The organism is Mesorhizobium sp. M0816, assembly GCF_040320005.1.
Taxonomy (GTDB): domain Bacteria; phylum Pseudomonadota; class Alphaproteobacteria; order Rhizobiales; family Rhizobiaceae; genus Mesorhizobium.
Map to the genome: position 1 here is coordinate 80,929 of NZ_JAMYOT010000010.1, position 22,972 is coordinate 103,900.

Here is a 22,972-nt window from a genome sequence, read left to right on the forward strand (position 1 = left end):
TCAAGCCGCTGTCTCGGCCTTGAGGCTCAGCCCTCGGCAGCATCGAAAATCTTCCGCGCCTCGCGTACAGCGCCGTGATTGAGCTCGGCCCATTGGATCAGCTGATGCAAGGGTCCAAACATCGAGCGCCCGAGATCGGTGAGGCTGTATTCGACGCTCGGCGGTTTGGTCGGAAACACCTGGCGATGCACATAGCCGTCGCGCTGCAGATCGTGCAGCGTCTGGGTGAGCATGCGCTGTGAAATATCGGGCACCAGCCGCCGCAATTCGCCGAAGCGGTACGGCTTCTCGGCCAAGGCCTCCATCAGCAGTGAACTCCATTTATTGCTTATGCCCTGGATCACGTCGCGAACCGGGCAATCCGCAAGGTTTCCGCCACCGCTGCCTGCTTTGTATATCTCGAGCTTCGATCTCAGATTGACGATCTTGCCGTCCATGGCTGGTTCCCTGGATGTGCCTACCTCCCGCAAAACTGCCTTCTTTACGAGGATGGGTCAATTCCTATTTTAGTGCTGGTCTCTTTTTGAGACTAACATATGCACCCGCCGCTCCGGCGCAACGTCAGGACATCTCATGACCGACACCCTTCTCGTCACCGGCGCCTCCGGCCAGCTTGGCCGCGGCGTCATCAATCATCTGCTTGACACGCTCAAGGTCTCCCCTCAGCGCATCATCGCCGCCACCCGCAATCCGGAAAATCTGGCCGATCTGGCAGCCCGAGGCGTCACCATCCGGGCAGTCGACTTCGACGACACCGCGTCGTTGGCCAGTGCATTCACCGGCGCCGACAGGGTTCTGATCATTTCGACAAACGAGCTCGCCGTTCCGGGCAAGCGCCTGAAGCAACATGAGGCCGCGGTCGCCGCCGCAAAAAGCGCCGGCGTTTCGCATCTGCTCTACACGTCGATGCCCAATCCGGAGCCAGGATCGCCGGTACTGTTTGCGCCCGATCACCACGGCACCGAGCAGGCGATCAAGGCGAGCGGTATCCCCTACACCATCTTCCGCAACGGCTGGTATCAGGAGAACCTGTTCATGGCGCTGCCGCACGCCATCGCCTCGGGGCACTGGTACACATCCGCTGGAGACGGCCACATTGCCCATGGCGCGCGCGACGATATGGCAGCCGCGATCGCCGCCGGCCTTGCTTCGAGCGCAACCGAAAGCACGACATACACGCTGACCGGCCCCAAGGCCCACACGATGGCCGAGATTGCAGCCCTCGTCACCGAGGTCACCGGCAAGCCGATCGAAGTTATCCAGCTTTCGGATGAAGCGCTGACCGAGGGATTGAAGGCAGCCGGCGTTCCCGAAGCGTTTGCGCCCGTCATCGTTTCCTTCGATACCAACACCCGCTCCGGCCGGATCGGCATGGTGACCGACGCGGTCGAGACGCTGTCCGGCAGGAAGCCGCAGCCGCTGAAGCAATTTCTTGAAGCAAACAAGGCGGCTCTGGTGAGCTGAGCCTGACAATGGCCGTGCCCTCAAAGGGCACGGCCATTTGTTCAGATAGCCACCTGCGTCCCGATCTCGACCACCCGTCCGGTCGGGATCTGGAAATATTCCGTCGCATCGGCCGCCGTGCGCGCCAGCCCGATGAACAGCTTGTCCTGCCAGACCGGCATGCCGGAATTGGGCGAGGCCTTGAGAGAGCGCCGCGACAGGAAGAAGGACGTCGTCATGATGTCGAACTTCCAGCCCTGTTTGCGGCAGATCGCCAGCGCACGCGGGATGTTGGGCTGCTCCATGTAGCCGAAGGTCAGCGTCACCCGCATGAACAGCTCGTTGACCATTTCCATCTTGACGCGCTCGCTGTCGGGCACAACCGGCTGCGGTGCCGTCACCACCGAAAGGATGACGTTCTGCTCGTGCAGCACCTTGTAGTGCTTCAGGCTGTGCATCAGCGCCGTCGGCGCGCTCAGCGGGTCGCTGGTCAGGAACACCGCGGTGCCCGACACCAGATGCGGTTTCTTCTTCAGCAGATTGCCGGCAAGGAAATCCAGCGGGATCTCGTTCCGGCGCGTCTTGTCGAACAAATAGCGGCTGCCGCGGATCCAGGTCCACATAGTCATCACGATAACTGCGGCGATGGCAAGCGATGCCCAGCCACCTTCAAACACCTTGACTATGTTGGCGGCAAAGAAGCCGGTATCGACGAAGGCGAACACGGCCATCAAGGCGATCGCGACGCCGAGCGGCCATTTCCAGATGCGCGTCATCACAACAAAAAGCAGCACATTCGTCACTAGCATGTTGCCGGTCACCGAAATACCGTAGGCCGAGGCCAGGCGGCTGGATTCGCCGAAGCCGACCACCAGCAACATCACCACCAGCGCCAGCATCAGGTTGATGCGCGGCAGATAGATCTGGCCCGACTGTTTTTCCGACGTATGCTGGATAACGAAACGCGGCAGCATATTGAGCTGCACCGCCTGTCTGGTCAGCGAAAAAGCGCCGGAGATCACCGCCTGGCTGGCGATGACGGTCGCCGCCGTCGCCAGCACGACCATCGGAATAAGCGTCCAGCCCTGGTTCATCTCGAAGAATGGATGACCGACAACGCCGCCATTTGCCAGCACGAAGGCGCCTTGCCCGACATAGTTGAGCAACAGACAAGGGAACACGATTGCCAGCCAGGCGAGTACGATCGGCTTGCGGCCGAAATGGCCGAGGTCGGCATAGAGCGCCTCGGCGCCGGTGACGGCGAGGAAGACCGCACCAACCGTGACGAAGGCGACATCGGGCGAGTTGACCAGGAACGACACGATGTAATGCGGGCTGATCGCCAGCAGGATTTCCGGATCGGCGATGATGTGGTTAATGCCGGAAAGGCCGATGGCCAGGAACCACAGAGCCGTGACTGGCCCGAACACCAAACCTACGCCGCCGGTGCCGAATCGCTGTACCGCAAACAGGATCGCCAGGATGGCCAGTGTCAGCGGCACCACATAGGGCTGGAATGTCGGCGTGACGACATTCATACCTTCGACCGCCGATAGCACCGAGATCGCCGGCGTAATGACTGCGTCGCCGAAAAAAAGCGCCGCGCCGACGATGCCGATGCCGAGGATCACCGCCGAGCGCGTCGGGAAACTGTTGCGCGCCAGCGCCATCAGCGACAGCACCCCGCCCTCGCCTCGATTGTCGGCGCGGAGCACGAACATGATGTATTTGATGGTGACGGTGATCGTCAGCGACCAGATGATCAGCGACAACACGCCGAGGATGTCGCCACGGTTGGCGACGTTGCCACCGGCCGATGCATGCAACGCCTCGCGAAATGCATAGATCGGGCTGGTACCGATATCGCCGTAAACCACGCCGAGCGCGCCCAGCATCAGCACCTTGGTGCTGTGCTGCTCAACCTCAGAATGGCTGGATTGTTCGACAGGTTCTGCCTCGTTACCAGCATTGGTAAGGGCCATGGACGACACTCCGGTAAGCGGGCGGTGCTCTACGCTTGCTGCGCTGCAATATCAAGTGCCGTCACGTAATGGCTCCGTCCCGATATTGCGAGTCCTCCACGACTTGGCAGACTCAGTCCGATCGACAGACCACCTGGAATGTCGCAACGGACACGTTTTTAAATAGCCACCTGCGTCCCGATCTCGACTACCCGTCCGGTCGGGATCTGGAAATACTCCGTCGCATCGGCCGCCGTGCGCGCCAGCCCGATGAACAGCTTGTCCTGCCAGACCGGCATGCCGGAATTGGGCGAGGCCTTGAGAGAGCGCCGCGACAGGAAGAACGATGTCGTCATGATGTCGAACTTCCAGCCTTGCTTGCGGCAGATCGCCAGCGCGCGCGGAATGTTGGGCTGCTCCATATAGCCGAAGGTCAGCGTCACCCGCATGAACAGCTCGTTGATTTGCTCCATCTTGACGCGCTCGCTGTCGGGCACGACAGGCTGCGGTGCCGTCACCACCGAAAGGATGACGTTCTGCTCGTGCAGCACCTTGTAATGCTTCAGGCTGTGCATCAGCGCGGTCGGCGCACTCAGCGGGTCGCTGGTCAGGAACACCGCGGTGCCCGACACCAGATGCGGCTTCTTCTTCAGCAGATTGCCGGCGAGGAAATCGAGCGGGACCTCGTTCCTTCGAGTTTTTTCGAACAGGTATCTGGTGCCTCTTATCCAGGTCCACATGGTCATGACAATCACTGCGGCCACCGCCAGCGAGGACCAGCCGCCTTCGAACACCTTGACAATGTTGGCGGCAAAGAAGCCGGTATCGACGGAGGCGAACAACGCCGTCAAGGCCACTGCAACGCCGAGCGGCCATTTCCAGATGCGGGTCATGACGACAAAAAGCAGTATGTTGGTCACCAGCATGTTGCCGGTCACTGAAATGCCGTAGGCCGAGGCAAGCCTGCTGGATTCGCCGAAGCCGACCACCAGCAGCATCACCACCAGCGCCAGCAGCATGTTGACGCGTGGCAGGTAGATCTGGCCGGACTGTTTCTCCGACGTATGCTGGATCTCGAAACGCGGCAGCATGTTGAGCTGCACCGCTTGCCTGGTCAGCGAGAAAGCGCCGGAGATCACCGCCTGGCTGGCGATCACGGTCGCAGCGGTCGCCAGCACGACCATGGGAATGAGCGTCCAGCCTTCGTTCATCTCGAAAAAGGGATGACCGACAACGCCGCCATTGGCCAGCACGAAGGCCCCCTGCCCGACATAGTTGAGCAGCAAGCAAGGGAATACGATCGCCAGCCAGGCGAGTACAATGGGCTTGCGCCCGAAATGGCCGAGATCGGCATAGAGCGCCTCGGCGCCGGTAACGGCGAGAAAGACCGCGCCAACCGTGACGAAGGCGACGTCAGGCGAGTTGACCAAGAACGAAACGATGTAATGTGGGCTGATTGCCAGCAGGATTTCCGGGTCGTCGATGATATGGTTGAGGCCGGACAGTCCGATGGCCAGGAACCACACCGCGGTGACGGGCCCGAACACCAGTCCGACGCCGCCCGTGCCGAACCGTTGCACCGCGAACAGCATCGCCAGGATGACCAGCGTCAGCGGCACCACATAGGGCTGGAACGCCGGCGTGACGACGTTCATGCCTTCGACCGCCGATAGCACCGAAATTGCCGGCGTGATGACTGCGTCACCGAAAAAAAGCGCCGAGCCGACGATGCCTATGCCGAGGATCACCGCCGACCGCTTCGGGAAGCTGCCGCGTGCCAATGCCATCAACGACAGCGTGCCACCCTCGCCCCGGTTGTCGGCGCGCAGCACGAACATGATGTATTTGACGGTGACAGTGATGGTCAGCGCCCAGATGATCAGCGACAGCACCCCGAGGATGTCGCCGCGGTTGGCGACATTGCCGCCAGCCGAAGCATGCAACGCCTCACGGAACGCATAGATCGGGCTGGTGCCGATGTCGCCATAGACCACGCCGAGCGCGCCGAGCATCAGGATCTTGGTGCTGTGCTGCTCGGCCTTGGAGTGGCTGGATTGTTCGATGGGTTCCGCCTCGCTACCAGCGTTGGCAAGGGCCATGGACGACACTCCCATAGACGTGCGGCGCTCTATGCTGCGGGGATGGAAAGGACGCGCTGCCGTGCCGGGAACGCACGGCCTATCGGCTCGCCTTTCTCTACCAGCCACAAGCCTTCAGAAACCGCCTGACCGTTGCGGCCATGCCATACTCCAACGCATCGGCTGTCAACCCATGTCCGATCGACACTTCGGCCAATGCCGGGATGCGCCTGGCCAGCGCCGGCAAATTGCTCACCACAAGGTCGTGCCCGGCATTGACCTGGAGCCCTGCGGCCAATGCGGCATCCGCCGTCTTTCCCAATTTCTCCAATTCCTTCGCCGCTTTTGCCGAATCGGAATGATAGCTGCCGTATGGACCCGTATAGAGTTCGATCCGATCGGCGCCGGTGTCGCGAGCGGCTTTCATGCCAGCGGGATCCGGATCGGAAAACAGCGATACGCGAAAGCCTCCCTTCTTCAGGCGCTTGACAACGGGTGTCAGGAACGCAGCCTCGGCGGCGAAGTTCCAGCCATGGTCGGAAGTCGCCTGCGCCGGGTCGTCGGGCACCAACGTCACCTGCTCCGGCTGGTGCTTTTCCACAAGCGCCAGGAAATCCTCGGTCGGATAGCCCTCGATGTTGAATTCCGCATTCGGGAACTCGTCGTCGATCAGCGCCCTGATCTGCGGCAGATCGGAATGCCTGGTGTGCCGCTCGTCGGGTCGCGGGTGCACCGTCAGCCCATGCGCGCCGGCGGCAAGCGCAATGCGTCCAAGCCCGGTCACGCTTGGCCACGGCAGGTCGCGTCGGTTGCGCAGCATGGCGATGGCATTGAGGTTGACGGAAAGCTTTGCAGGCATTTGCACGGCTCCAGGCTGATCTTGGCGCGCATCTATACCGCCTTTAACGGGAACAGACAGAGGGTTTCAGGTGTTCCAAGGTGTGCGAAGAAAATCGAGCGCAAGGAGTTCCCTGTTGAATTTTCTCGAGGCCGTGCCGGCGGTTCGCCGCATCGACACCGATCGCGAAGATCTTTTCGCCATCGATGTCGTCGGCCATGTCGCAGCGGCTGACGCCGAAAACCTGTTCGGATTGCTGGAGGCGGCCTATGCGCTGCATCCGAAGATCGACGTGCTGGTGCGCCTGATCGACCATGAGGGTGTCGACTGGGCCGACGTATCGGACGAGACGATCGAACAGGGCATAGCTCATGCCGTGGAGCATATCGGCCGCTGCGCGGCGATCGGTGAGCCGAACTGGATACCGGAGGCAAGAGCCTTTTTGCCTGCCTCCTTGCCTATCGAACTCCGGCATTTCGAGGCCGAGGACGAGGCCGCCGCCTGGGAATGGCTTGGCGCCAACCCGATCGCCCAGCGCTGATACGACCGCCCTATCGGACGATCGTCAGCCGTTCGGCCGCGCGCGTGATAGCGGTGTAGAGCCAACGCTGCCGGGTTTCCTTGAACGCCCAGCTTTCGTCGAAAAGCACGATCTCGTTCCACTGCGAGCCCTGCGCCTTGTGCACTGTCAGCGCATAGCCATAGTCGAAATCGTCGAAACGTTTCTTCTGCTGCCAGGGGATGTCGGCGTCCGGATCTTCGAATGCCGCCTTGAGCAGCTTGATCTTGGCGACGCCGCGATCCGGGTCGTCTTCCTCCGGCGAAACCAGCAGATTGATGCCAGGCTTGACGGTCTCGCGCGACGAGGTCATCACCTTCCACAGCGACCCGTTGAGCAGTCCCTTGGCCGGATCGTTGCGCAGGCACACCAGCTTGTCGCCGGCTTGCGGATAATCGGCGTTGAACCCCTTCAGCTCGCGCAGCCGCTGGTTGTAACGGCGGCGCGTGCGGTTGGTGCCGACCAGCACCTGGTCCGCCTTCAGCACCAATTCCTGGGTGACGTCTTCCTTGCCGATCACTTGCGCCGCGCCATAGTCGCCGCGCATGAACTCGCGGCCCTCGCGCACGTCAAGCGCAAGCCGGATGATCGGGTTGTCTCGCGCCTGGCGATGGATTTCGGTGAGCAGAATGTCCGGCTCATGGTCCGTGAAGAAGCCGCCGCCGGAGATTGGCGGCAACTGGCCGGGATCGCCGAGCACCAGGATCGGCGTGCCGAAGCTCATCAGGTCACGGCCGAGTTGCTCGTCGACCATTGAGCATTCGTCGATGACGACGAGCTTGGCGCGCGAGATCGGGCTCTGCCGGTTGAGCGAAAATGTCGGCGACATCGATGTCTTGCCGGTCACCTCGTCCGCTACCGATTCTTCGCCCTTCGGCCGGTAAATCAGCGAATGGATGGTGCGGGCATTGACCGCGCCCTTGGAACGCAGCACCTGCGCCGCCTTACCCGTAAAGGCGGCGAACTGCACCTGGCCGTCGACATGCTCGGCGAAATAGCGCGCCAGCGTCGTCTTGCCGGTGCCGGCATAGCCGAACAGCCGGAACAGCTGCGGCTTGCCGGTTTTCAGCCAGCCGGCCACCGCCTTCAGCGCCTCGTCCTGTTGAGGAGAGAATTCCATCAGCGCGACAGACCGGATTCGCGAGGGAAAGACAAGGTGACTGCCGTCACCATCAATTTTCATCGCCGGCAATCACGCCGCTGCGACAGGGTCAGGCTATCAGTGACGAACAGGAACGTAAAGAGAACAAGGCCAGGCGACCGCAGCTTACCCGGCCCGCTGTGGATCGTTCTCCAGCTGGATCGGCTTGCCATGCGGCGTTGCGTGCGCGGCGCGTTCCCAGGCAGCGGCGAGCGCATCGACGTCGCGCTTTCCGGCAACGCCCTTGGCCAAAAGCAGCTTTTCCAGCGCTGCCAGCCAGTGCTCGTAGTAATCGTGACCGTCGCGCGCGGCGCCCGGCCGCTTCAACTCTGCCGACAAAGCATCCGCCCATTCGCTCCACGAAAACAGCCCGTTGTCGTGCAGTGCTACCGTCATGGCAAAGGCCTCTGCTTGCCACGGCTCGGCAAACACAGGCGCCTCGACACCGGCGGGCAGCATGGCGGCGACTGAGCCCGTCTCACGCCGGCTCAAGGTAGCTCTCCCAGGCATCGATCGACACGACAAGTGTCGGATCGGCGCCCTCGCCCCAGATTTCGCCGCCGGTGAAGGCCACCGTATAGACCCATTGCGGGTTTTCGCCCTGGCCGTGTGCATTGGTGTCGGGAAAGACAAAGCCGTCGCGCACAGCCTCGACGACGCCTCGCTTGCCGCGTGCATAGCGCGGCAGTCTGGTGTGGCCGGTCGGATGAAAGTTCCTGGTTCGCACGGGGTCGCCCGCCTTGAACCGCGCAGGCGCGGCGACAGGCCGGTCGCAGGGCCCGCCCTTGGCCAGCACCGCCGGAACGTCCTTAGCCTTCAGCACCCGTTTGGGTGTCGCTGCCGGGTCGACTGCGTCGCCCGTAGCCAGGTCGCGGTCGCTGACGAAACCATGGCGTTTGAGCAGCACCTCCAGCGCCTTGATCCATATCTGGTAGTAGCTGGAGGCATAATAATCCGCTGGATGCAGCGATTCCCGCGCGTGCCGGCTCTCGTCGATGGTCCAGGCCCCCATGGCGCCGGCGCACAGCGTCACGCCCAGCGCCCGCCTTTCCCAATCGGCATGGAAATAGGGTTCGTCCGGTTCGGGCGCGACCGGCCCGAAACCCATCTGGCCGCCGAGATCCTGCGGCCCGTTCATGCCGGCTCCCGCGCCAACGCCGTGCCGATCATGGCATCGCGCGTCACCAGATCGGCGAGCCGTGCCTCATCCCAGCCCTCCGTACCCCGGGGACGCATCGGCACCACCAGATAGCGCAGCTCGGCGGTCGAATCCCACACCCGGATTGTCGTCCTCGCCGGCAAGGTCAGACCGAATTCCTCGAGCACGCCGCGCGGATCGATCACTGCGCGCGAACGGTAGGGCGGCGCCTTGTACCAGACCGGCGGCAGGCCGAGAACCGACCACGGATAGCAGGAGCACAGCGTGCAGACGACGAGGTTGTGCGTGTCGGCCGTATTGAACACCGCCTGCATGTGCTCGCCTTGCCGGCCGGTGTAGCCGAGCGATTCGATGGCCGCCGTCGCATCACGCTTCAGCCATGCGGCAAACCCGGGATCAACCCAGGCCTTCGCCACCACCTTTGCGCCGTTGCGCGGCCCGATCTTGGTCTCATAGGTGTCGACGATAACATCGATCGCCGCCGGATCGATCAGGCCTTTGCGGGTGAGAATCGTCTCCAGCGCGCGCACCCGCGCCGCAAAAGGATCAAGCTCGTTGTCGTGGTCGTGATTGTGCGGCATGGCGTCAAATTACGATCGCGGACCCCCGGCCGCAAGCACCACGGCTTGGGCCAGCGCTATTCGGCTGCCGCCTTCTGCGGCACCGGTTCTTCCTCCTCGTCGAACAGTGACGGCTGGTCGACCGCTTCGACCGGGCTCGGCTCGCCCCGGCGCCGTGCCCACAGCCTGACCAGCCAGCCGGAAAAATGCTCCATGTAGACGTAAATGACGGGCGTGACGAACAGCGTCAGTGCCTGCGAGGCGACAAGACCGCCGACCACCGCCACGCCGAGAGGCTGGCGCAATTCCGCGCTGGCGCCGGTGCCGAGCGCGATCGGGATGGTGCCCATCAGCGCGGCAAGCGTGGTCATCATGATCGGCCGGAAGCGCATCAGGCAGGCCTTGTGGATGGATTCGACAGGCGACATCCCCTCGCGCCTGAGTTCCAGCGCCACGTCGATCATCATGATGCCGTTCTTCTTGACGATGCCGATCAGCATCAGGATGCCGATCACCGCGATCACCGAAAGATCCATCCCCGCCAGCCGCAGTGCCACCAGCGCGCCGAGCACCGCCGATGGAAGCCCGGTCAGGATGGTGAGCGGGTGGATGAAGCTCTCATAGAGCATGCCGAGAACGATATAGATGGTCAGAATCGCGCCGCCGATCAGCAGCCCCTGGTTGGAAAGCGAATCCTGGAACGTCTTGGCCGTGCCCGAGAAGGCGGTCGAGATCGTCGGCGGCATGCCGATCTTGTCCTTCAGCGCGTTGATGTGGCTCACGCTGTCGCCGAGGGCCACGCCTTGCGGCAGATTGTAGGAGATGGTCACTGCCGGAAGCTGGCCGAGCTGGTTGACGGTCAAAGCACCGGCGGTCCGATCGACGCGGGCGAACGCACCGAGCGGCACCAGGCTGCCGCTCGCCGTTCTCACCTTGATGGCCAGCATCCGCTCGGGCGACCACTCGATCTTCGGATCGAGCTCCATGATCACGTCGTAGCTGTCGGCCGAACCGAAGATGGTCGACACCTGCTGGGTGCCGAAACCGCCATAGAGGCTGGAGCGCAGCGTGTCGGTATCGACGCCGAGGTTCGCCGCCTTGTCGCGGTCGATCACCAGCGTCGCCTGTAGCGCGTTGTTCTGCAGGTCATTGGTGACGTCGGTGAAGGCGGCATGATCGGCAGCCATCGCGTCCGTCAGCCTCTGCGCCCAGACGTTCGTCAGGCCGGTATCGAGGCCCTGAACGGCAAGCTGGTAGGCACTCGCCGAAGAACGCGCGCCGAGCCGCAGGTTCTGCACCGGCTGCATGTAGGTTTCGATGCCGGGCACATTGGCCAGCTGGCGCCGCAGGTCCGTAAGCACCTTGTCGATGTTCGGTCGCTGGTCCTTGTCTTTCAGCTGCACAAACAGCTGGCCCTGGTTGAGCGCATTGTTTCCACTGCCCGCCGACCAGCCGACATGCGCGACGTAGGGCGAATGGGTGAAGACATCCGCCACTTGCCCCTGCAGCTTCACCATCGCGTCAAACGAAATGTCCTGGCGCGCGATGGTCGTCACCGAGACCTGGCCGATATCCTCCTGCGGGAAGAAGCCCTTCGGCGAAATCTGGATCAGCCACACCGACAGCCCGGCGGTCACCAGGAAGACAAGGAAGACAAGGAAATTGTGGCGCAGGCAGAATGTCAGCAGCCTGTCATAGCCCTGCATGAAGACGTTTTGTCTATGGCCTTCACCGTGCGCTGCTTTCTGCTCGGCTTTCGATAATGACAACAGCCGCGAGCACAGCATCGGCGTCAGCGTCAGCGAGACGAACATCGACGCCAGGATGGCGACCGTCACCACCACCGCGAATTCGTTGAAGATGCGCCCGATCACGCCGCCCATCAAAAGCACCGGAATGAACACGGCGACCAGCGAGATCGAGATCGAGATGATGGTGAAGCCGATCTCGCGCGCGCCCTTGAGCGACGCCTCGAGGGCAGAGAGCCCGTCCTCCTCCATATGGCGGAAAATGTTTTCGAGCATGACGATTGCATCGTCGACGACAAGACCGACCGCCAGCGTCAGCCCCATCAATGAGACGTTGTCGATGGAAAAGCCGAACAGGTACATCACGCCCAGCGTGGCGATGAGCGAAATCGGCACCGCCACGGCCGGGATGACCGTCGCCGTTACCCGGCGCAGGAACAGGAAGATCACCATCACCACCAGCGCGATGGTGAGCAAGAGCGTGAACTGCACGTCATCGACCGCCTCGCGGACCGATGTCGAGCGGTCGTTTAGCAACTGGATGCTCGCCGCTGCCGGCATCTGATCGTCGAAGGAAGGTAGCATCGCCTTGACGCGGTCGACGACGTCGACGGTATTGGCATCCGGCTGGCGCTGCACCGCCATAATGATGGCGCGGGTGCCGTCATACCAGCTTGCCGTCGTCGTGGTCTCGACCGAATCGATGACGCGGGTCACCTCGCCGAGCCGCACCGGATGGCCGTTCTTGGTTGCGATGATGATGTTGGAGAATCCTGCCGCATTGGTCAGCTGCGTGTTCGCGGTGATCGTCAGCTGCTGTTTGTTGTTCTTGAGCACGCCGAGCGGCGTGTTGCTGTTGGCCGAGGCAATGGCCGTCTGCAGCTGGTCGATCGAGATGCCGCGAGCGGCGAGCGCCGTCGGATCGATCTGGACGCGGACGGCATATTTTTGCTGGCCATAGATCGAAACCTGCGCAACGCCGTCGATCGTCGACAGCGACGGCGAAATCACATTCTCGGCAAACGCGTCGAGATCAGTCAGCGGAATTGTGTCGCTGACCAGCGACATCAGCAGGATCGGCGCATCGGCTGGATTGACCTTGCGGTAGCTCGGCGGGCTGGTCATCTCCGGCGGCAATTGTCGTTGCGTGCGTGCGATCGCTGCCTGCACGTCGGCGGCGGCTGCATCGATGTCGCGGTTGAGCACGAACTGAATGGCGATCGAGGTCGAGCCGAGCGAGTTGGTCGTCGAGATCGAATCGATGCCTGCGATAGTGGCAAACTGCTTGATCAGAGGCGTTGCCACCGAGGTCGCCATGGTTTCCGGCGAAGCCCCGGGCAGCGAGGCCGAGACGTTGACAACCGGAAATTCGGCGCTTGGCAGCGCCGCGACCGGCAGGAATTTGTAAGCAAATAGCCCGCCCAGAACCAGGGCGAACGACATGAGCAACGTGGCGACGGGCCTGCGGATGCAGAATTCGGAAATCATGGCTGTGTTCCGCCCGTCCGGTCAGCCTCGGCAACCTTCGGAGCCGCCTGATCGCCGGTGCCGGTCGAAGCCTTGCCTTCGCGCACCGCCGCGCCGTTCTTCAGTTTGGTCTGACCCTCGACGACGACACGCTCGCCGCTTTTCAATCCTTGGCTGATTGCGGTGTTGGTGCCTTCTGTCAGCGCGACCTGCACGGGCCGCATTTCAACGGTGTTGTCCGGCTTGATCACATAGACGAACGGGCCCTTCTGGCTGGGCTGGACGGCGACCGTCGGAACGGACGTCATTTGTGGCATGATGCCGGCATCGAGCACGACGTTGACGTATTGGCCCGGCCATAGCGAAAGATCGGCGTTGGGCACACTGGCCCGCGTTGCGATCGTGCCGGACGCCGTGTCTACGCTGGAATCGACGAAATCCAGCGTTCCCTTGCCGATCGGCTTCGGGTCGCCGTCCTTGGTCAGCGTCACCGCACCTTGCTGCGGCGCTGCCAGCGCCTTGTGCAGCAAGGCAAGATCGCTTTCGGGGAGATTGAAGTTCACCTGCAGCGGGTCGACCTGCGTGATCGTCACCAGTGGAGTCGACGTGCTGCTGCCGTTGCTGGTGGTGACGAGATCGCCGACGGCGACGTTGACTGCGCCAAGCCTGCCGGAGATCGGCGCCCTGATCGTGGCGAAGCCAAGCTGGATTTGGTCTGCATCGATCGTTGCCTTGTCGGCGTCGACGGTGGCCGCGGCGGATTTCTGCGCCGCGACGGCCTGATCGTAGGTCTGCTGTGTTCCGGCCTGCCTGGCGACGAGATTTTTGGCGCGCTGAAGATCGGCCGTGGCGCTGGCAAGCAGCGCCTGGTCTTTCGCGAGCGTCGCCTGATCGCGTGCCAGTTGTGCCTTCAACGAGCGATCGTCCAGCGAGAACAGAAGGTCGCCGGCCTTCACCATCTGTCCGTCCTTGACCGCGATTGCGACGATCTGACTCGATATCCGCGCGTTGATGCTGACCACGGCAGGAGAGGACACAAAGCCGATGGCATAGCGCCGGACCGGGAAATCGGCCGTCGTAGCCGTGGCGGCAACCACCGAAGTCGTACGCGCGGCATTTGCTGCTGCAGCGGGCTTGTCCGCCGTCGCCGTCTGATTCGCCGACAGCATCTGCTGAAGACCGCTCATTGCGCTGGGCGAAAGATAGAGCCACGCCGCGGCAACGCAGGCTGCAGCGATCACCGCTAATACGATCTTTCCGCGCATCGACAAAAGGCCTTCTCAACGCGACACGCCGATTTCCGCTGGTCGCACTCTAGCTCAACTCGCAGCCTCTTGCCGCGATTTTGCCAGATAATAGAGGATGCCGAAGGCGAAAAAGGGCCAAAACCCGTCATTACGAAGATTTAATGTGCAGTGCACAATAGAACGGCAGCTAACGCAGCATCGGCCACAGCGTCGCCGCAAGCATCACGCCCATGGCGATGTTGAACCATTTGAGCCGCACCGCATCCGCCAGAAAACCGCGCAGCGCCATGCCGAAACCGGCCCAGGTCGAAATGCTCGGCAGCATAACGACGGCGAACGCGGCCGCGATCAGCACCACCGACACAAACCGGCGTTCCGGGTTCGTATAGACGGCCATGGCTGTAATCGCCATCACCCAGGCTTTGGGATTGACCCACTGGAAAGCCGCAGCCTCGATGAACCGCATCGGCTGGCCCTTCGCCTCGCCTTCGCCGCCGAGCGAGCGCGACATGGCGATCTTCCAGGCGAGATAAAGCAAGTAGAGGCCGCCGGCGATCTTCAACCCGGTATGCAGGACCGGAAAGGCCGTCAACACGGCGCCAAGCCCGAAGCCTACGGCAAGCAACAGCACGAGGAAGCCGAAGCCGATGCCGAGCATGTGTGGCACGGTTTTGACCAAGCCGAAATTCACGCCCGAGGCCAAAAGCATGAAATTGTTCGGACCCGGCGTGATCGAGGTCACGAAGGCATAAACCAGCAGAGCAAGGAATGCATCGAAGGTCATGGAGGATCGCAATGATCAATAATACTGAAATACTGACTTAAATCGATGAAGTGCTGAGTGCAAATGCAATTCGTTGGTCCACGCGCCCTAAGCGTTCCTTCATTTCTTAGGCCAATATCCGCTGAGAACATCTATCTGCGGTAGGCTGCACCGACCATAGATCTGAATCCGGGGCAGTTTCGCGCTGACGGCGCACGCGTCGCAGCCCTTTGCGTCTCGGCGTATTCTCCGGAATCTTGACGCTGTGCGCCAGACCCAGGATCGCCAGAACCTGAATGAATAGCCAGCCGAGATCGATCTGTCCGTGTTCCAGACCAAGCCGTGCAGACTCGGGAAACGCGTGATGGTTGCCGTGGAAACTCTCGCCGAACGTTACCAGCCCGAAACGCGGCAAATTGTATCCTTGCACGGCAACGTCGTCGACGCGCCATCCTTGCTCCCTATCTCGGTGCGCAAAATGCCCAACCAACCAATGCCCGGTAAGCGACACTGAAACGCGCACCGCGATTCCCCATACCACCCAATCCCAGCCGCCAAGCGCGAAAAAGAGGATCGCCCAGGGCAGTTGTTGCAGCATCCAGGTGCGTTCGACGAACTTGTAGAACAGGTCATTCCTGATCGAGGGTTCGATGACGAAGGTGGGTGGATTGCGCAAAGCGACCGCGCAATGCATCTGCCAGAAGGCATCGGTGAAAAATGGCCGACGATGGGCATGGAGATCGTGACATGCGGTCTGGCGCTGAGCCCAGTCACGAATATCGTGAGCATAGATCATCCCAAAAGGACCGGCCATGCCGACGAGCACGCCAAGGTAGACCAGCGCATGCTCGACCCAGATATGAACCTTGAACGAACGGTGGATGAGCAGACGGTGCATCCCCACCGAGTGTCCGGCGCAGATTGTCGCCGCCGTTGTCGCAACGAATAAGGCGAAGGCACTCCAGCTAAATGTCATCGGTCCCAACACAATGGCGGCGATCGTCATCGCCCCGACCCAGATCGACTTTGCCGGCACCCACACGACTTTGCCGTCTTCGGCGTCACTGTCCTGTTGGGAAATCATTCTGCCCGTGGATATGGTTTTCATCGGTACCCCTCCTCCTGCATGAACATTTCCGGACCACAGCCTTGCCTTCTGGCGCGTCTTCCGTTACTTAGGCAGTAAGCTAATCGTCTACTACTACGAATTAGGTATTTAGGCAATAGTCTAAATGAAAATAAGAAAAGCGGACCGAGGCGCAGCCAACGCCTCGGCATCACAAGGTGGCAGACAGTGATCGAAGATGCAGAGCACGCAGCGGATGCCGAAACGGCTGCTCACGCAAATGGCGCGATACAGCGCGTGTTTGAAGCGCTATCTTCAGCGCCCCGGCGCAAGATCCTCGCCTATCTTGCGCACTCTTCCCTAACGGCGGGCGAGATCGCGGCGCGCTTCGAGATGTCGAAGCCGTCGATCTCGCAGCATTTGAGCATTCTGGAGACGGCCGGGCTCATCGCCAAGGAGCGGCACGGACAGTTCATCCACTATTCTCTGGTCCAGAACAATCTTGTGAACACGCTGAATGGATTTGTTCAGGATGTCTGCCCGGTATCGCGCCCTATCAAGAGAGAAAGCAAAGAACTTGGTCGAGGCGAGGCAGCGCAAAGATCGCACTTGCGCAAATCTGAAAAGCCCTAGCGGCTTTGCATCGTTTTCATGAGCGCCTTGGCGTATCGTCAGGCGTCAAATTCCACAGCGATCTCGCAAGACTTTTTGTAGGCGGCCATCGCCTCGGCTTCGTCCACAGAGACGCCTTCACCATGCTGAAGGGCGCTGCCATACATGGTGCAACCCCAGGCATCGCCCTCATTGCAGCTCAGCTTGAATGTGCGATAAGGGCAAGATTCATTGGCACTACCGGCGGCAAGCAGTTTGTTTAGCCCAAGCCGACCCAAGAGAATTCCCGCGCCGCGATTTGTGCAGCCGCCGATACTGCCAGTAGCGCAGGCCTGGGCGAACATCTCCTCGGTCCATTGCTTGTCTTCTGGCGAGTGCTCCTGGATGACCCTGGCCGTCTCGAAACAGGCTTCGCCCCTGCGTCCGTCGAAACACCGCTTGGCACAGGCCAAGACGTCTTTCTCACAACCTTGGTAATCTATTCCCGGCGTGGAAAAGAGCGCGTCATCGACGCCCGACGCCCTGCGCCAAATATCGGCCGGGCATTGTTGGAAATAGTAGCTCGGTGTGCCCCTGCGGTCGATTTCTTCAAACAATTTCGGCAGCACTGACTTGTCGAATACCGGCTCCTGGCTGGCCGCCGCCGTCGTGACCGCAAGAACGATTGCGCCGGCGCCTGCTAGAATTGCCGCCGCGAGCATTATGATCACATCCCTTGCGGGCCGCGGTTCATCGCCGCCACTCCGGTACGGCAGATTTCAACTAGCCCGAGCGGTTTCATGATGGCGATGAACTGATCGAGCTTGGAGCCCTTGCCGGTGATCTCGAAGATGAAATGCTCGGTGTTGGCATCGATGACGCTGGCGCGGAATGCATCGGCGAGCCGGAGCGCCTCGACGCGGGCTTCGCCGGTGCCGGCGACCTTGACCAGCGCGAGTTCCCGCTCCAATGGCCGCTCCTGTCCGAATTCCTGCGACCGCACGGTGAGATCGACGAGGCGGTGCACCGGCACGATGCGCTCGAGCTGGTGCTTGATCTGCTCCAGCACGTGCGGCGTGCCGCGCGTCACGATGGTGATGCGCGACAGGTGCTTTTCGTGCTCGGTTTCCGAGACCGTCAGGCTCTCGATGTTGTAGCCACGTCCGGAAAACAGGCCGATGACCCGCGCAAGCACGCCCGGCTCGTTGTCGACCAGGACCGAAAGCGTGTGGTTCTCTGGTTTTTCCGTCTCCTTGGCGATAAAATAGGCGGAGCCGGTCGGTTGCAACTGTGCGTTCATGACATGGATCTCGATTTCAAACTTTTGCGCTAATCTGCTGTTTCCGCACAGCTTCCTCGAACCAGGCTACACCAGTTCCCTGCCCTTGGCGTCGATCGCGTTGGCTACAGCTTCGTCGGTCGCCTCGTCAGGCAACAGCATCTCGTTATGCGCCTTGCCCGACGGAATCATCGGGAAGCAGTTGGCGAGCGTCGCCACGCGGCAGTCGAACAGGACGGGCTTCTTGACCCCGATCATCTCCTTGATAGCGTCATCGAGCTCGTCCGGCTTGTCGCAGCGAATGCCGTGGCCGCCATAGGCTTCGGCGAGCTTGACGAAATCCGGCATCGCCTCGGTGTAGGAGTGCGACAGCCGGTTGCCGTGCAGCAGCTGCTGCCACTGCCGCACCATGCCCATATATTGGTTGTTGAGGATGAAGATCTTGATCGGCGCCTCGTGCTGCACCGCCGCGCTCATTTCCTGCATCGTCATCTGCACCGAGGCGTCGCCGGCGATATCGATGACCAGCGCATCCGGGTGCGCGATCTGCACGCCGAGCGCGGCCGGCAGGCCGTAGCCCATCGTGCCCAGTCCGCCGGAGGTCATCCAGCGGTTCGGCTTCTCGAAATGATAGTGCTGTGCCGCCCACATCTGATGCTGGCCGACCTCGGTGGTGATGTAGGTGTCGAGGTCCTTGGTCAGCGCATAGAGCCGCTGGACGGCATATTGCGGCATGATCACCTCGTGGTTCATCTTGTAGGCGAGCGAATCGCGCGCGCGCCATTTGGCAATCTGCTCCCACCACGGGTGAAGCGCTTTCTTGTCGGCCTTGGCGGTTGCCCGCCACAGCCGCACCAGATCCTCCAGCACACGCCCGACATCGCCGATGATCGGCACGTCGGTGTGGACGTTCTTGTTGATCGACGACGGGTCGATGTCGATGTGGATCTTCTTCGAATTCGGCGAGAACGCGGTGAGCCGCCCGGTGATGCGGTCGTCGAAGCGCGCGCCGATGCAGAGCATGACGTCGCAATCGTGCATCGCCATGTTCGCTTCATACGTGCCGTGCATACCGAGCATGCCCATCCAGTTCTTGCCCGACGCCGGATAGGCGCCGAGGCCCATCAGCGTCGAGGTGATGGGAAAGCCGGTGAGGTCGACCAGCTCGCGCAGCAGATGGCTCGCCTCCGGGCCGGAATTGATGACGCCGCCGCCCGAATAGATGATCGGCTTCCTGGCGCCGGCCATCAGCTCGACCGCCGCCTTGATCTTTTCCAGATCGCCCTGGACCTTCGGTTGGTAGCTGGTGCGCGGCGCCGTCTGCGGCGGGACATAGATACCCTTGGCGAACTGCACGTCCTTCGGAATGTCGACGACGACCGGACCGGGGCGCCCTGTGGTTGCCACATGGAAGGCCTCGTGGATCGTTGCCGCGAGCTCGTTGACGTCCTTCACCAGCCAGTTGTGCTTGGTGCAGGGCCGCGTGATGCCGACCGTGTCGCACTCCTGGAACGCATCCGAGCCGATCAGCGAAGTCGGCACCTGGCCGGTCAGGCAGACCAGCGGGATCGAATCCATCAGCGCGTCCTGCAATGGCGTCACCGCATTGGTGGCGCCCGGCCCTGAGGTCACCAGCATGACGCCGGCCTTGCCGGTCGAGCGCGCATAGCCTTCCGCCGCATGGCCCGCGCCCTGCTCATGGCGGACGAGGATGTGCTCGACCTCGTCCTGCTGGAAGATTTCATCGTAGATTGGCAGAACCGCGCCGCCCGGATAGCCGAAAACATGCTTGACGCCGTTGTCCTTCAGCGCCTGCACCACCATTTCGGCGCCAGTCATTTCGCCCCTTGGCATTTCAGTTCTTGGCATCTCGCGCCGCTCATTCTGTCCACTGCTCATCGGTCTGGTCCCGTACTGTTCGCCATCTGGCGATTGCTGGTCGTTTAGTCGTATTTCGGGCAATAAAAAAGGCCCCCGAGGGAGCCTGTGTCTTGCGCATGGGAGGTCACCGCCCGGCGGTTACACCGCCTTGCCCACGCGCTTTCCTACGAGAATGAGTGCCTTTTTCATGGTGGCGGACAATAGAATTGGTTTGACGCCGCTGTCAACGGCGAATGTGCACTTGGCCTGACGTCGGCACATCCGCCCATTGTGCACCCGCGCCGCCTTTCCGCCGCGCGGGTCTTCCGTTTCAGGCGCAGAGCACCACACCCCTCGCCTTGGCCCAGCGCTCGATGATCTTGCGCTCCTCGAGCGAGGCGAGACGGTTGCCGAAACCGCGCACCTGCACCGCACGGTTTTGCGGGTCGAGTTCGATCGTCAGCAACCGCTCGATCTTGCCGAGCGCCGAGCGCCGCAGCACCCAGATCGAGGCATTGCCGGTGATGCATTTGGCCGCGTATATCGAGACGCAATGATGCATCGCCCGGCTCTCGGCGACCAGATCCTCGGCTGTCTTCAACTGACGGATGAAGAAACGCTCGCCATGCGCCTTTGCCTCCTTGGTCGACGGCTGCCAGTCCCAATCGTCGAGGCGCGAGCCGTCCCAGGCGCGACCCTGCGACTGCGTCCCGGCAGTATGCGTGGCCCGCCCGGCAGCCCGGCGGCGCATTGCCTCGATGCGTTCGATCGCGGCAATGTCTCGATGCCATTCCAGCATCTGCCGACGCAGCGAGGCGAGCGTGCGACCCTTCAGGCTGTACGCCGCATCGCGCTGGTGCACGGCGCCGATATAGTCGCATAGATCGTCGATCTCCTCCTTCGACGCGGGTTGCCCGCAGAAGAACCGTGTCACCTCGCGCCAGAAGGCCAGATCGTTACGTGGCGTGCGCGCGATTTTCGACTTGGCAAGTCGGGCCGCCAACCCGGAATCATCCGTGTAGGACCGGACGATCGCCACCCAAAAGGCCTCGTCGAACGTGAAATCGCCGGGCAAGTTCAAGAAGCAATGCACCTCCTTGCGAGACAGCCACGCACAGGCGCCCGCCTTGTAAAGCGAGTCACCACGCGCCACTGCGATATACCAAGCCTTGCGAAGCGCGATCTCGCCGGCATTCAACGCCGAGCTGTCCAGCCAGATCCCCTCGAGCGCGGCTGTAACCGGGTAGCGCGCATAGAGATGACGCGCCGCGGCCAGCCGCAGCCGCGCGGGGTCGCGCGTCTTCAGCTTTGGACGCCACAGCGCGCCGTCGCGGATTGCCATGCCGGCAAAGCCCCGACGTGCCTCGTCGAGCGCCCGCTCGAAATCCGGAGCGGGACGCGGGACGGGAAAAACCCGCCGCAGCGTTACGGCATATGCTTCAATGCGTTCGCGCTCGGCATCCTGCCTGCGCTGGATCATGGACTTTGCCATGGCCGTTCTTCCTGATTGGAACCCTGTCGGCCGCACGCAATTCCAGCGTCGGCACGGAATGTGTCGATCTGGATCGCCGGGTCATTGACAGGTCTCCTTTCAGGACGACGGATCAGAATGGGCGGCTTCTCTAAGGTCGCCGCCAATTTGACGCAAGAGCTATTCTTTCCATGCCCGCGATGGTCTGACTGGTGTTGCAAAGGTGCATCGTTGTCGCCATCAGCGTGTCCGGCCGACGCGTTTCCAGTAGATGAGGGTGCCTGTCAGCCCGCCATGCGGCTTCAGCGCATAATCCGGTATTTCGCCGGCCAGCGTGAAGCCGAGCTTTTCATAGAGGCCGGAAGCCCCCTCCTCTTTTGCCGTGTCGAGGACCAACAGCGTGCGGCCTTTCTCCACGGCAACGGCTTCCGCCGCCTCCATCAGGCGGGTTGCGATGCCCTTGCCGCGATAATCGAGGCGGGTCATCAGCTTGGCGATCTCGGCCCGGTGCGGCTGGTTGGGAGGGCAGTCGAGCAGCAAGGTGACGGTGCCGACCAGAGCCTCGCCGTTCCAGGCCCCAAGCACCGCCCTTTCGCCTCTGGCGGCCGCATGAAGCGACCTGTTCCAGAAGGCCGCGGCCATCTCCGGCGCCAGCGGATGCATGAAGCTGACCGAGCCGCCGGCGGCGACTGTCCCGATCAGCAGATCCGCCAGCATTTTTTGCGTTCCGTCAGTCCTGGTGAGTGGCCTGATTTCGATCGAACTCATGTGGTTCCCCTGCGCCGTCCGTCAATCGAAATGACTGATCCGCTTCCGCTTCCTGGCCCGCCGGATTTCCGCGATGCGATCGGCGTCTTCCTCTTGCAGATGTCGCCCGCGTTCCAGCAGTTCGAGCGTGTATTCCTCATAGGTCAGGCCCAGCCGCTCGGCCTTGTCCAGCCGCATCAGCATGATCTCGCGGCTCGGCACTTTCCATGCCTGGGCATGGGCGGTCCGCCAGGCAAGAAACACATAGGGCTCACCCTTGCCCCAGGGCGGACCGTTATAGTCGTCAAGCGGCGGACCGCCATTGTCGGAGCGTTTCGGACGGCGCGCCTTCACCTCAGCTCCTGGCCAACGCAACCAGATAGTCGGCGGCGTCCGGCCCCGGAGCGTGAAAGACGCAATCGGATGGCGCGCCGAGCGCCAGGCAGTCGCCGGGTTCGAGCCGGTGAACGATGTCCCCCTCGGTGAATTCCAGCCGCCCGGAGATCAGCCATATCTGTTGCCTGATGAAGGCATAGGACGCCGCCGGGAAACTTACCTTGGCGCCGGCCGGCAACTGTATCCGGATCAGTTCGAGGGGTATGTCGGAGACCGGCGAAAGATGCCGCCGCACATAACCCGTAGCCGGATCGCGCCAGAGCGGCTGGTCACGTTCGCGAAGCAGGCCACCGCCCTGCAATTCCGCCCTTGCGATCAATGTGGACAGCGTCATGCCGAAGGCAGCCGCAATGCGCACAAGGAGCGCCGCCGTCGGGCTGGTCATACCGCGTTCTACCGTGCTCAGCATGGCTTTCGAAACATCGGACCGCTCCGCCAGCTCTGCCAGGGACCAGCCTCGAGCCACTCTTTCGGCATGTATTCGTCTGCCGATGGTCGAGGAGATGTCGTTCGCTATATCATCCATTAATCCAATATATCGAAATTTTTCTACGGAGCAACGGCCGTTTCATCCATTTTTCGCAAACTCCTTAATGTC

Annotated in this window: 22 protein-coding genes; 3 read left to right on the top strand and 19 right to left on the bottom strand. The window is 61.9% G+C overall.

Translation table 11 applies throughout. The annotated features are described in order from the left end of the window. Positions 1 to 26 precede the first annotated feature (26 nt). Positions 27 to 437, bottom strand: a complete 411-nt coding sequence (locus tag NKI17_RS17580; RefSeq protein WP_352450047.1) for a winged helix-turn-helix transcriptional regulator — start codon at positions 435 to 437, stop codon at positions 27 to 29. A 136-nt stretch (positions 438 to 573) separates the two neighbouring features. On the opposite strand from NKI17_RS17580, the gene NKI17_RS17585 reads away from it, so the two are divergent. Next, a complete protein-coding gene (locus NKI17_RS17585; RefSeq protein WP_084641112.1) occupies positions 574 to 1,464 on the top strand; it encodes an SDR family oxidoreductase in 891 nt (296 codons plus the stop codon). A 41-nt stretch (positions 1,465 to 1,505) separates the two neighbouring features. Here the strand turns inward: NKI17_RS17585 and NKI17_RS17590 are convergent, their stop codons facing one another. From NKI17_RS17590 to NKI17_RS17600, 3 genes are all read right to left on the bottom strand, one after another. Continuing rightward, a complete protein-coding gene (locus NKI17_RS17590; RefSeq protein ID WP_352450049.1) occupies positions 1,506 to 3,425 on the bottom strand; it encodes a potassium transporter Kup in 1,920 nt (639 codons plus the stop codon). Positions 3,426 to 3,583: 158 nt separating this feature from the next. Beyond that, positions 3,584 to 5,503, bottom strand: coding sequence for a potassium transporter Kup (locus NKI17_RS17595; RefSeq protein ID WP_352456499.1), 1,920 nt, complete (start codon positions 5,501 to 5,503; stop codon positions 3,584 to 3,586). Between the two features lie 97 nt (positions 5,504 to 5,600). Continuing rightward, a complete protein-coding gene (locus NKI17_RS17600) occupies positions 5,601 to 6,341 on the bottom strand; it encodes a pyridoxine 5'-phosphate synthase (protein WP_352570420.1) in 741 nt (246 codons plus the stop codon). Between the two features lie 115 nt (positions 6,342 to 6,456). Between NKI17_RS17600 and NKI17_RS17605 the strand changes: the two genes are divergently transcribed. Continuing rightward, on the top strand, positions 6,457 to 6,861 hold the full coding sequence (locus NKI17_RS17605; RefSeq protein ID WP_352456501.1) for a SpoIIAA family protein: 405 nt from the start codon (positions 6,457 to 6,459) through the stop codon (positions 6,859 to 6,861). Between the two features lie 10 nt (positions 6,862 to 6,871). On the opposite strand, the gene NKI17_RS17610 is transcribed toward NKI17_RS17605, so the two are convergent. The 8 genes from NKI17_RS17610 to NKI17_RS17645 form a co-directional block, all read right to left on the bottom strand. Next, positions 6,872 to 7,999 carry an ATP-dependent DNA helicase gene (locus tag NKI17_RS17610; protein ID WP_352456559.1) on the bottom strand — a complete coding sequence of 376 codons (1,128 nt, stop codon included), beginning with the start codon at positions 7,997 to 7,999 and terminating at the stop codon, positions 6,872 to 6,874. 147 nt (positions 8,000 to 8,146) lie between these two features. Then, the gene (locus NKI17_RS17615) at positions 8,147 to 8,479 is read right to left on the bottom strand and encodes a nitrile hydratase accessory protein (RefSeq protein ID WP_352456560.1); all 333 of its coding nucleotides are present in this window, start codon (positions 8,477 to 8,479) and stop codon (positions 8,147 to 8,149) included. Positions 8,480 to 8,498: 19 nt separating this feature from the next. Next, positions 8,499 to 9,158, bottom strand: a complete 660-nt coding sequence (nthB, locus tag NKI17_RS17620; RefSeq protein ID WP_352456502.1) for a nitrile hydratase subunit beta — start codon at positions 9,156 to 9,158, stop codon at positions 8,499 to 8,501. Further along, positions 9,155 to 9,760 carry a nitrile hydratase subunit alpha gene (nthA, locus tag NKI17_RS17625; RefSeq protein ID WP_352570421.1) on the bottom strand — a complete coding sequence of 202 codons (606 nt, stop codon included), beginning with the start codon at positions 9,758 to 9,760 and terminating at the stop codon, positions 9,155 to 9,157. Before nthA ends, nthB begins: the two co-directional genes overlap by 4 nt. Positions 9,761 to 9,816: 56 nt before the next feature. Then, positions 9,817 to 12,975 carry an efflux RND transporter permease subunit gene (locus NKI17_RS17630; protein ID WP_352570422.1) on the bottom strand — a complete coding sequence of 1,053 codons (3,159 nt, stop codon included), beginning with the start codon at positions 12,973 to 12,975 and terminating at the stop codon, positions 9,817 to 9,819. Further along, complete coding sequence (locus NKI17_RS17635) at positions 12,972 to 14,219, bottom strand: efflux RND transporter periplasmic adaptor subunit (RefSeq protein ID WP_352570424.1); 1,248 nt, start codon at positions 14,217 to 14,219, stop codon at positions 12,972 to 12,974. Before NKI17_RS17635 ends, NKI17_RS17630 begins: the two co-directional genes overlap by 4 nt. Before the next feature lie 169 nt (positions 14,220 to 14,388). Beyond that, a complete protein-coding gene (locus NKI17_RS17640; protein WP_352570425.1) occupies positions 14,389 to 14,985 on the bottom strand; it encodes a LysE family translocator in 597 nt (198 codons plus the stop codon). Positions 14,986 to 15,091: 106 nt separating this feature from the next. Then, positions 15,092 to 16,072 carry an acyl-CoA desaturase gene (locus NKI17_RS17645; protein ID WP_352570427.1) on the bottom strand — a complete coding sequence of 327 codons (981 nt, stop codon included), beginning with the start codon at positions 16,070 to 16,072 and terminating at the stop codon, positions 15,092 to 15,094. Between the two features lie 186 nt (positions 16,073 to 16,258). Here NKI17_RS17645 and NKI17_RS17650 point away from each other — a divergent pair, with 186 nt between their 5' ends. Beyond that, positions 16,259 to 16,663, top strand: coding sequence for a metalloregulator ArsR/SmtB family transcription factor (locus NKI17_RS17650; RefSeq protein WP_352570428.1), 405 nt, complete (start codon positions 16,259 to 16,261; stop codon positions 16,661 to 16,663). A 38-nt stretch (positions 16,664 to 16,701) separates the two neighbouring features. Here the strand turns inward: NKI17_RS17650 and NKI17_RS17655 are convergent, their stop codons facing one another. The 7 genes from NKI17_RS17655 to NKI17_RS17685 form a co-directional block, all read right to left on the bottom strand. Beyond that, complete coding sequence (locus NKI17_RS17655; RefSeq protein ID WP_352570429.1) at positions 16,702 to 17,343, bottom strand: SEL1-like repeat protein; 642 nt, start codon at positions 17,341 to 17,343, stop codon at positions 16,702 to 16,704. Between the two features lie 5 nt (positions 17,344 to 17,348). Beyond that, on the bottom strand, positions 17,349 to 17,921 hold the full coding sequence (gene ilvN / locus NKI17_RS17660; RefSeq protein WP_352906425.1) for an acetolactate synthase small subunit: 573 nt from the start codon (positions 17,919 to 17,921) through the stop codon (positions 17,349 to 17,351). A gap of 66 nt (positions 17,922 to 17,987) precedes the next feature. Further along, entirely contained in the window at positions 17,988 to 19,739 is a 1,752-nt protein-coding gene (locus tag NKI17_RS17665) for an acetolactate synthase 3 large subunit (protein ID WP_352570430.1), read from the bottom strand. A 352-nt stretch (positions 19,740 to 20,091) separates the two neighbouring features. Beyond that, positions 20,092 to 21,252, bottom strand: coding sequence for a PcfJ domain-containing protein (locus NKI17_RS17670; RefSeq protein WP_352691995.1), 1,161 nt, complete (start codon positions 21,250 to 21,252; stop codon positions 20,092 to 20,094). Positions 21,253 to 21,471: 219 nt separating this feature from the next. Next, a complete protein-coding gene (locus NKI17_RS17675) occupies positions 21,472 to 21,999 on the bottom strand; it encodes a GNAT family N-acetyltransferase (RefSeq protein ID WP_352644864.1) in 528 nt (175 codons plus the stop codon). A 21-nt stretch (positions 22,000 to 22,020) separates the two neighbouring features. Continuing rightward, positions 22,021 to 22,332, bottom strand: coding sequence for a hypothetical protein (locus NKI17_RS17680; RefSeq protein ID WP_352575156.1), 312 nt, complete (start codon positions 22,330 to 22,332; stop codon positions 22,021 to 22,023). A 1-nt stretch (position 22,333) separates the two neighbouring features. Beyond that, the gene (locus NKI17_RS17685; protein ID WP_352644866.1) at positions 22,334 to 22,900 is read right to left on the bottom strand and encodes a helix-turn-helix domain-containing protein; all 567 of its coding nucleotides are present in this window, start codon (positions 22,898 to 22,900) and stop codon (positions 22,334 to 22,336) included. Positions 22,901 to 22,972 lie beyond the last annotated feature (72 nt).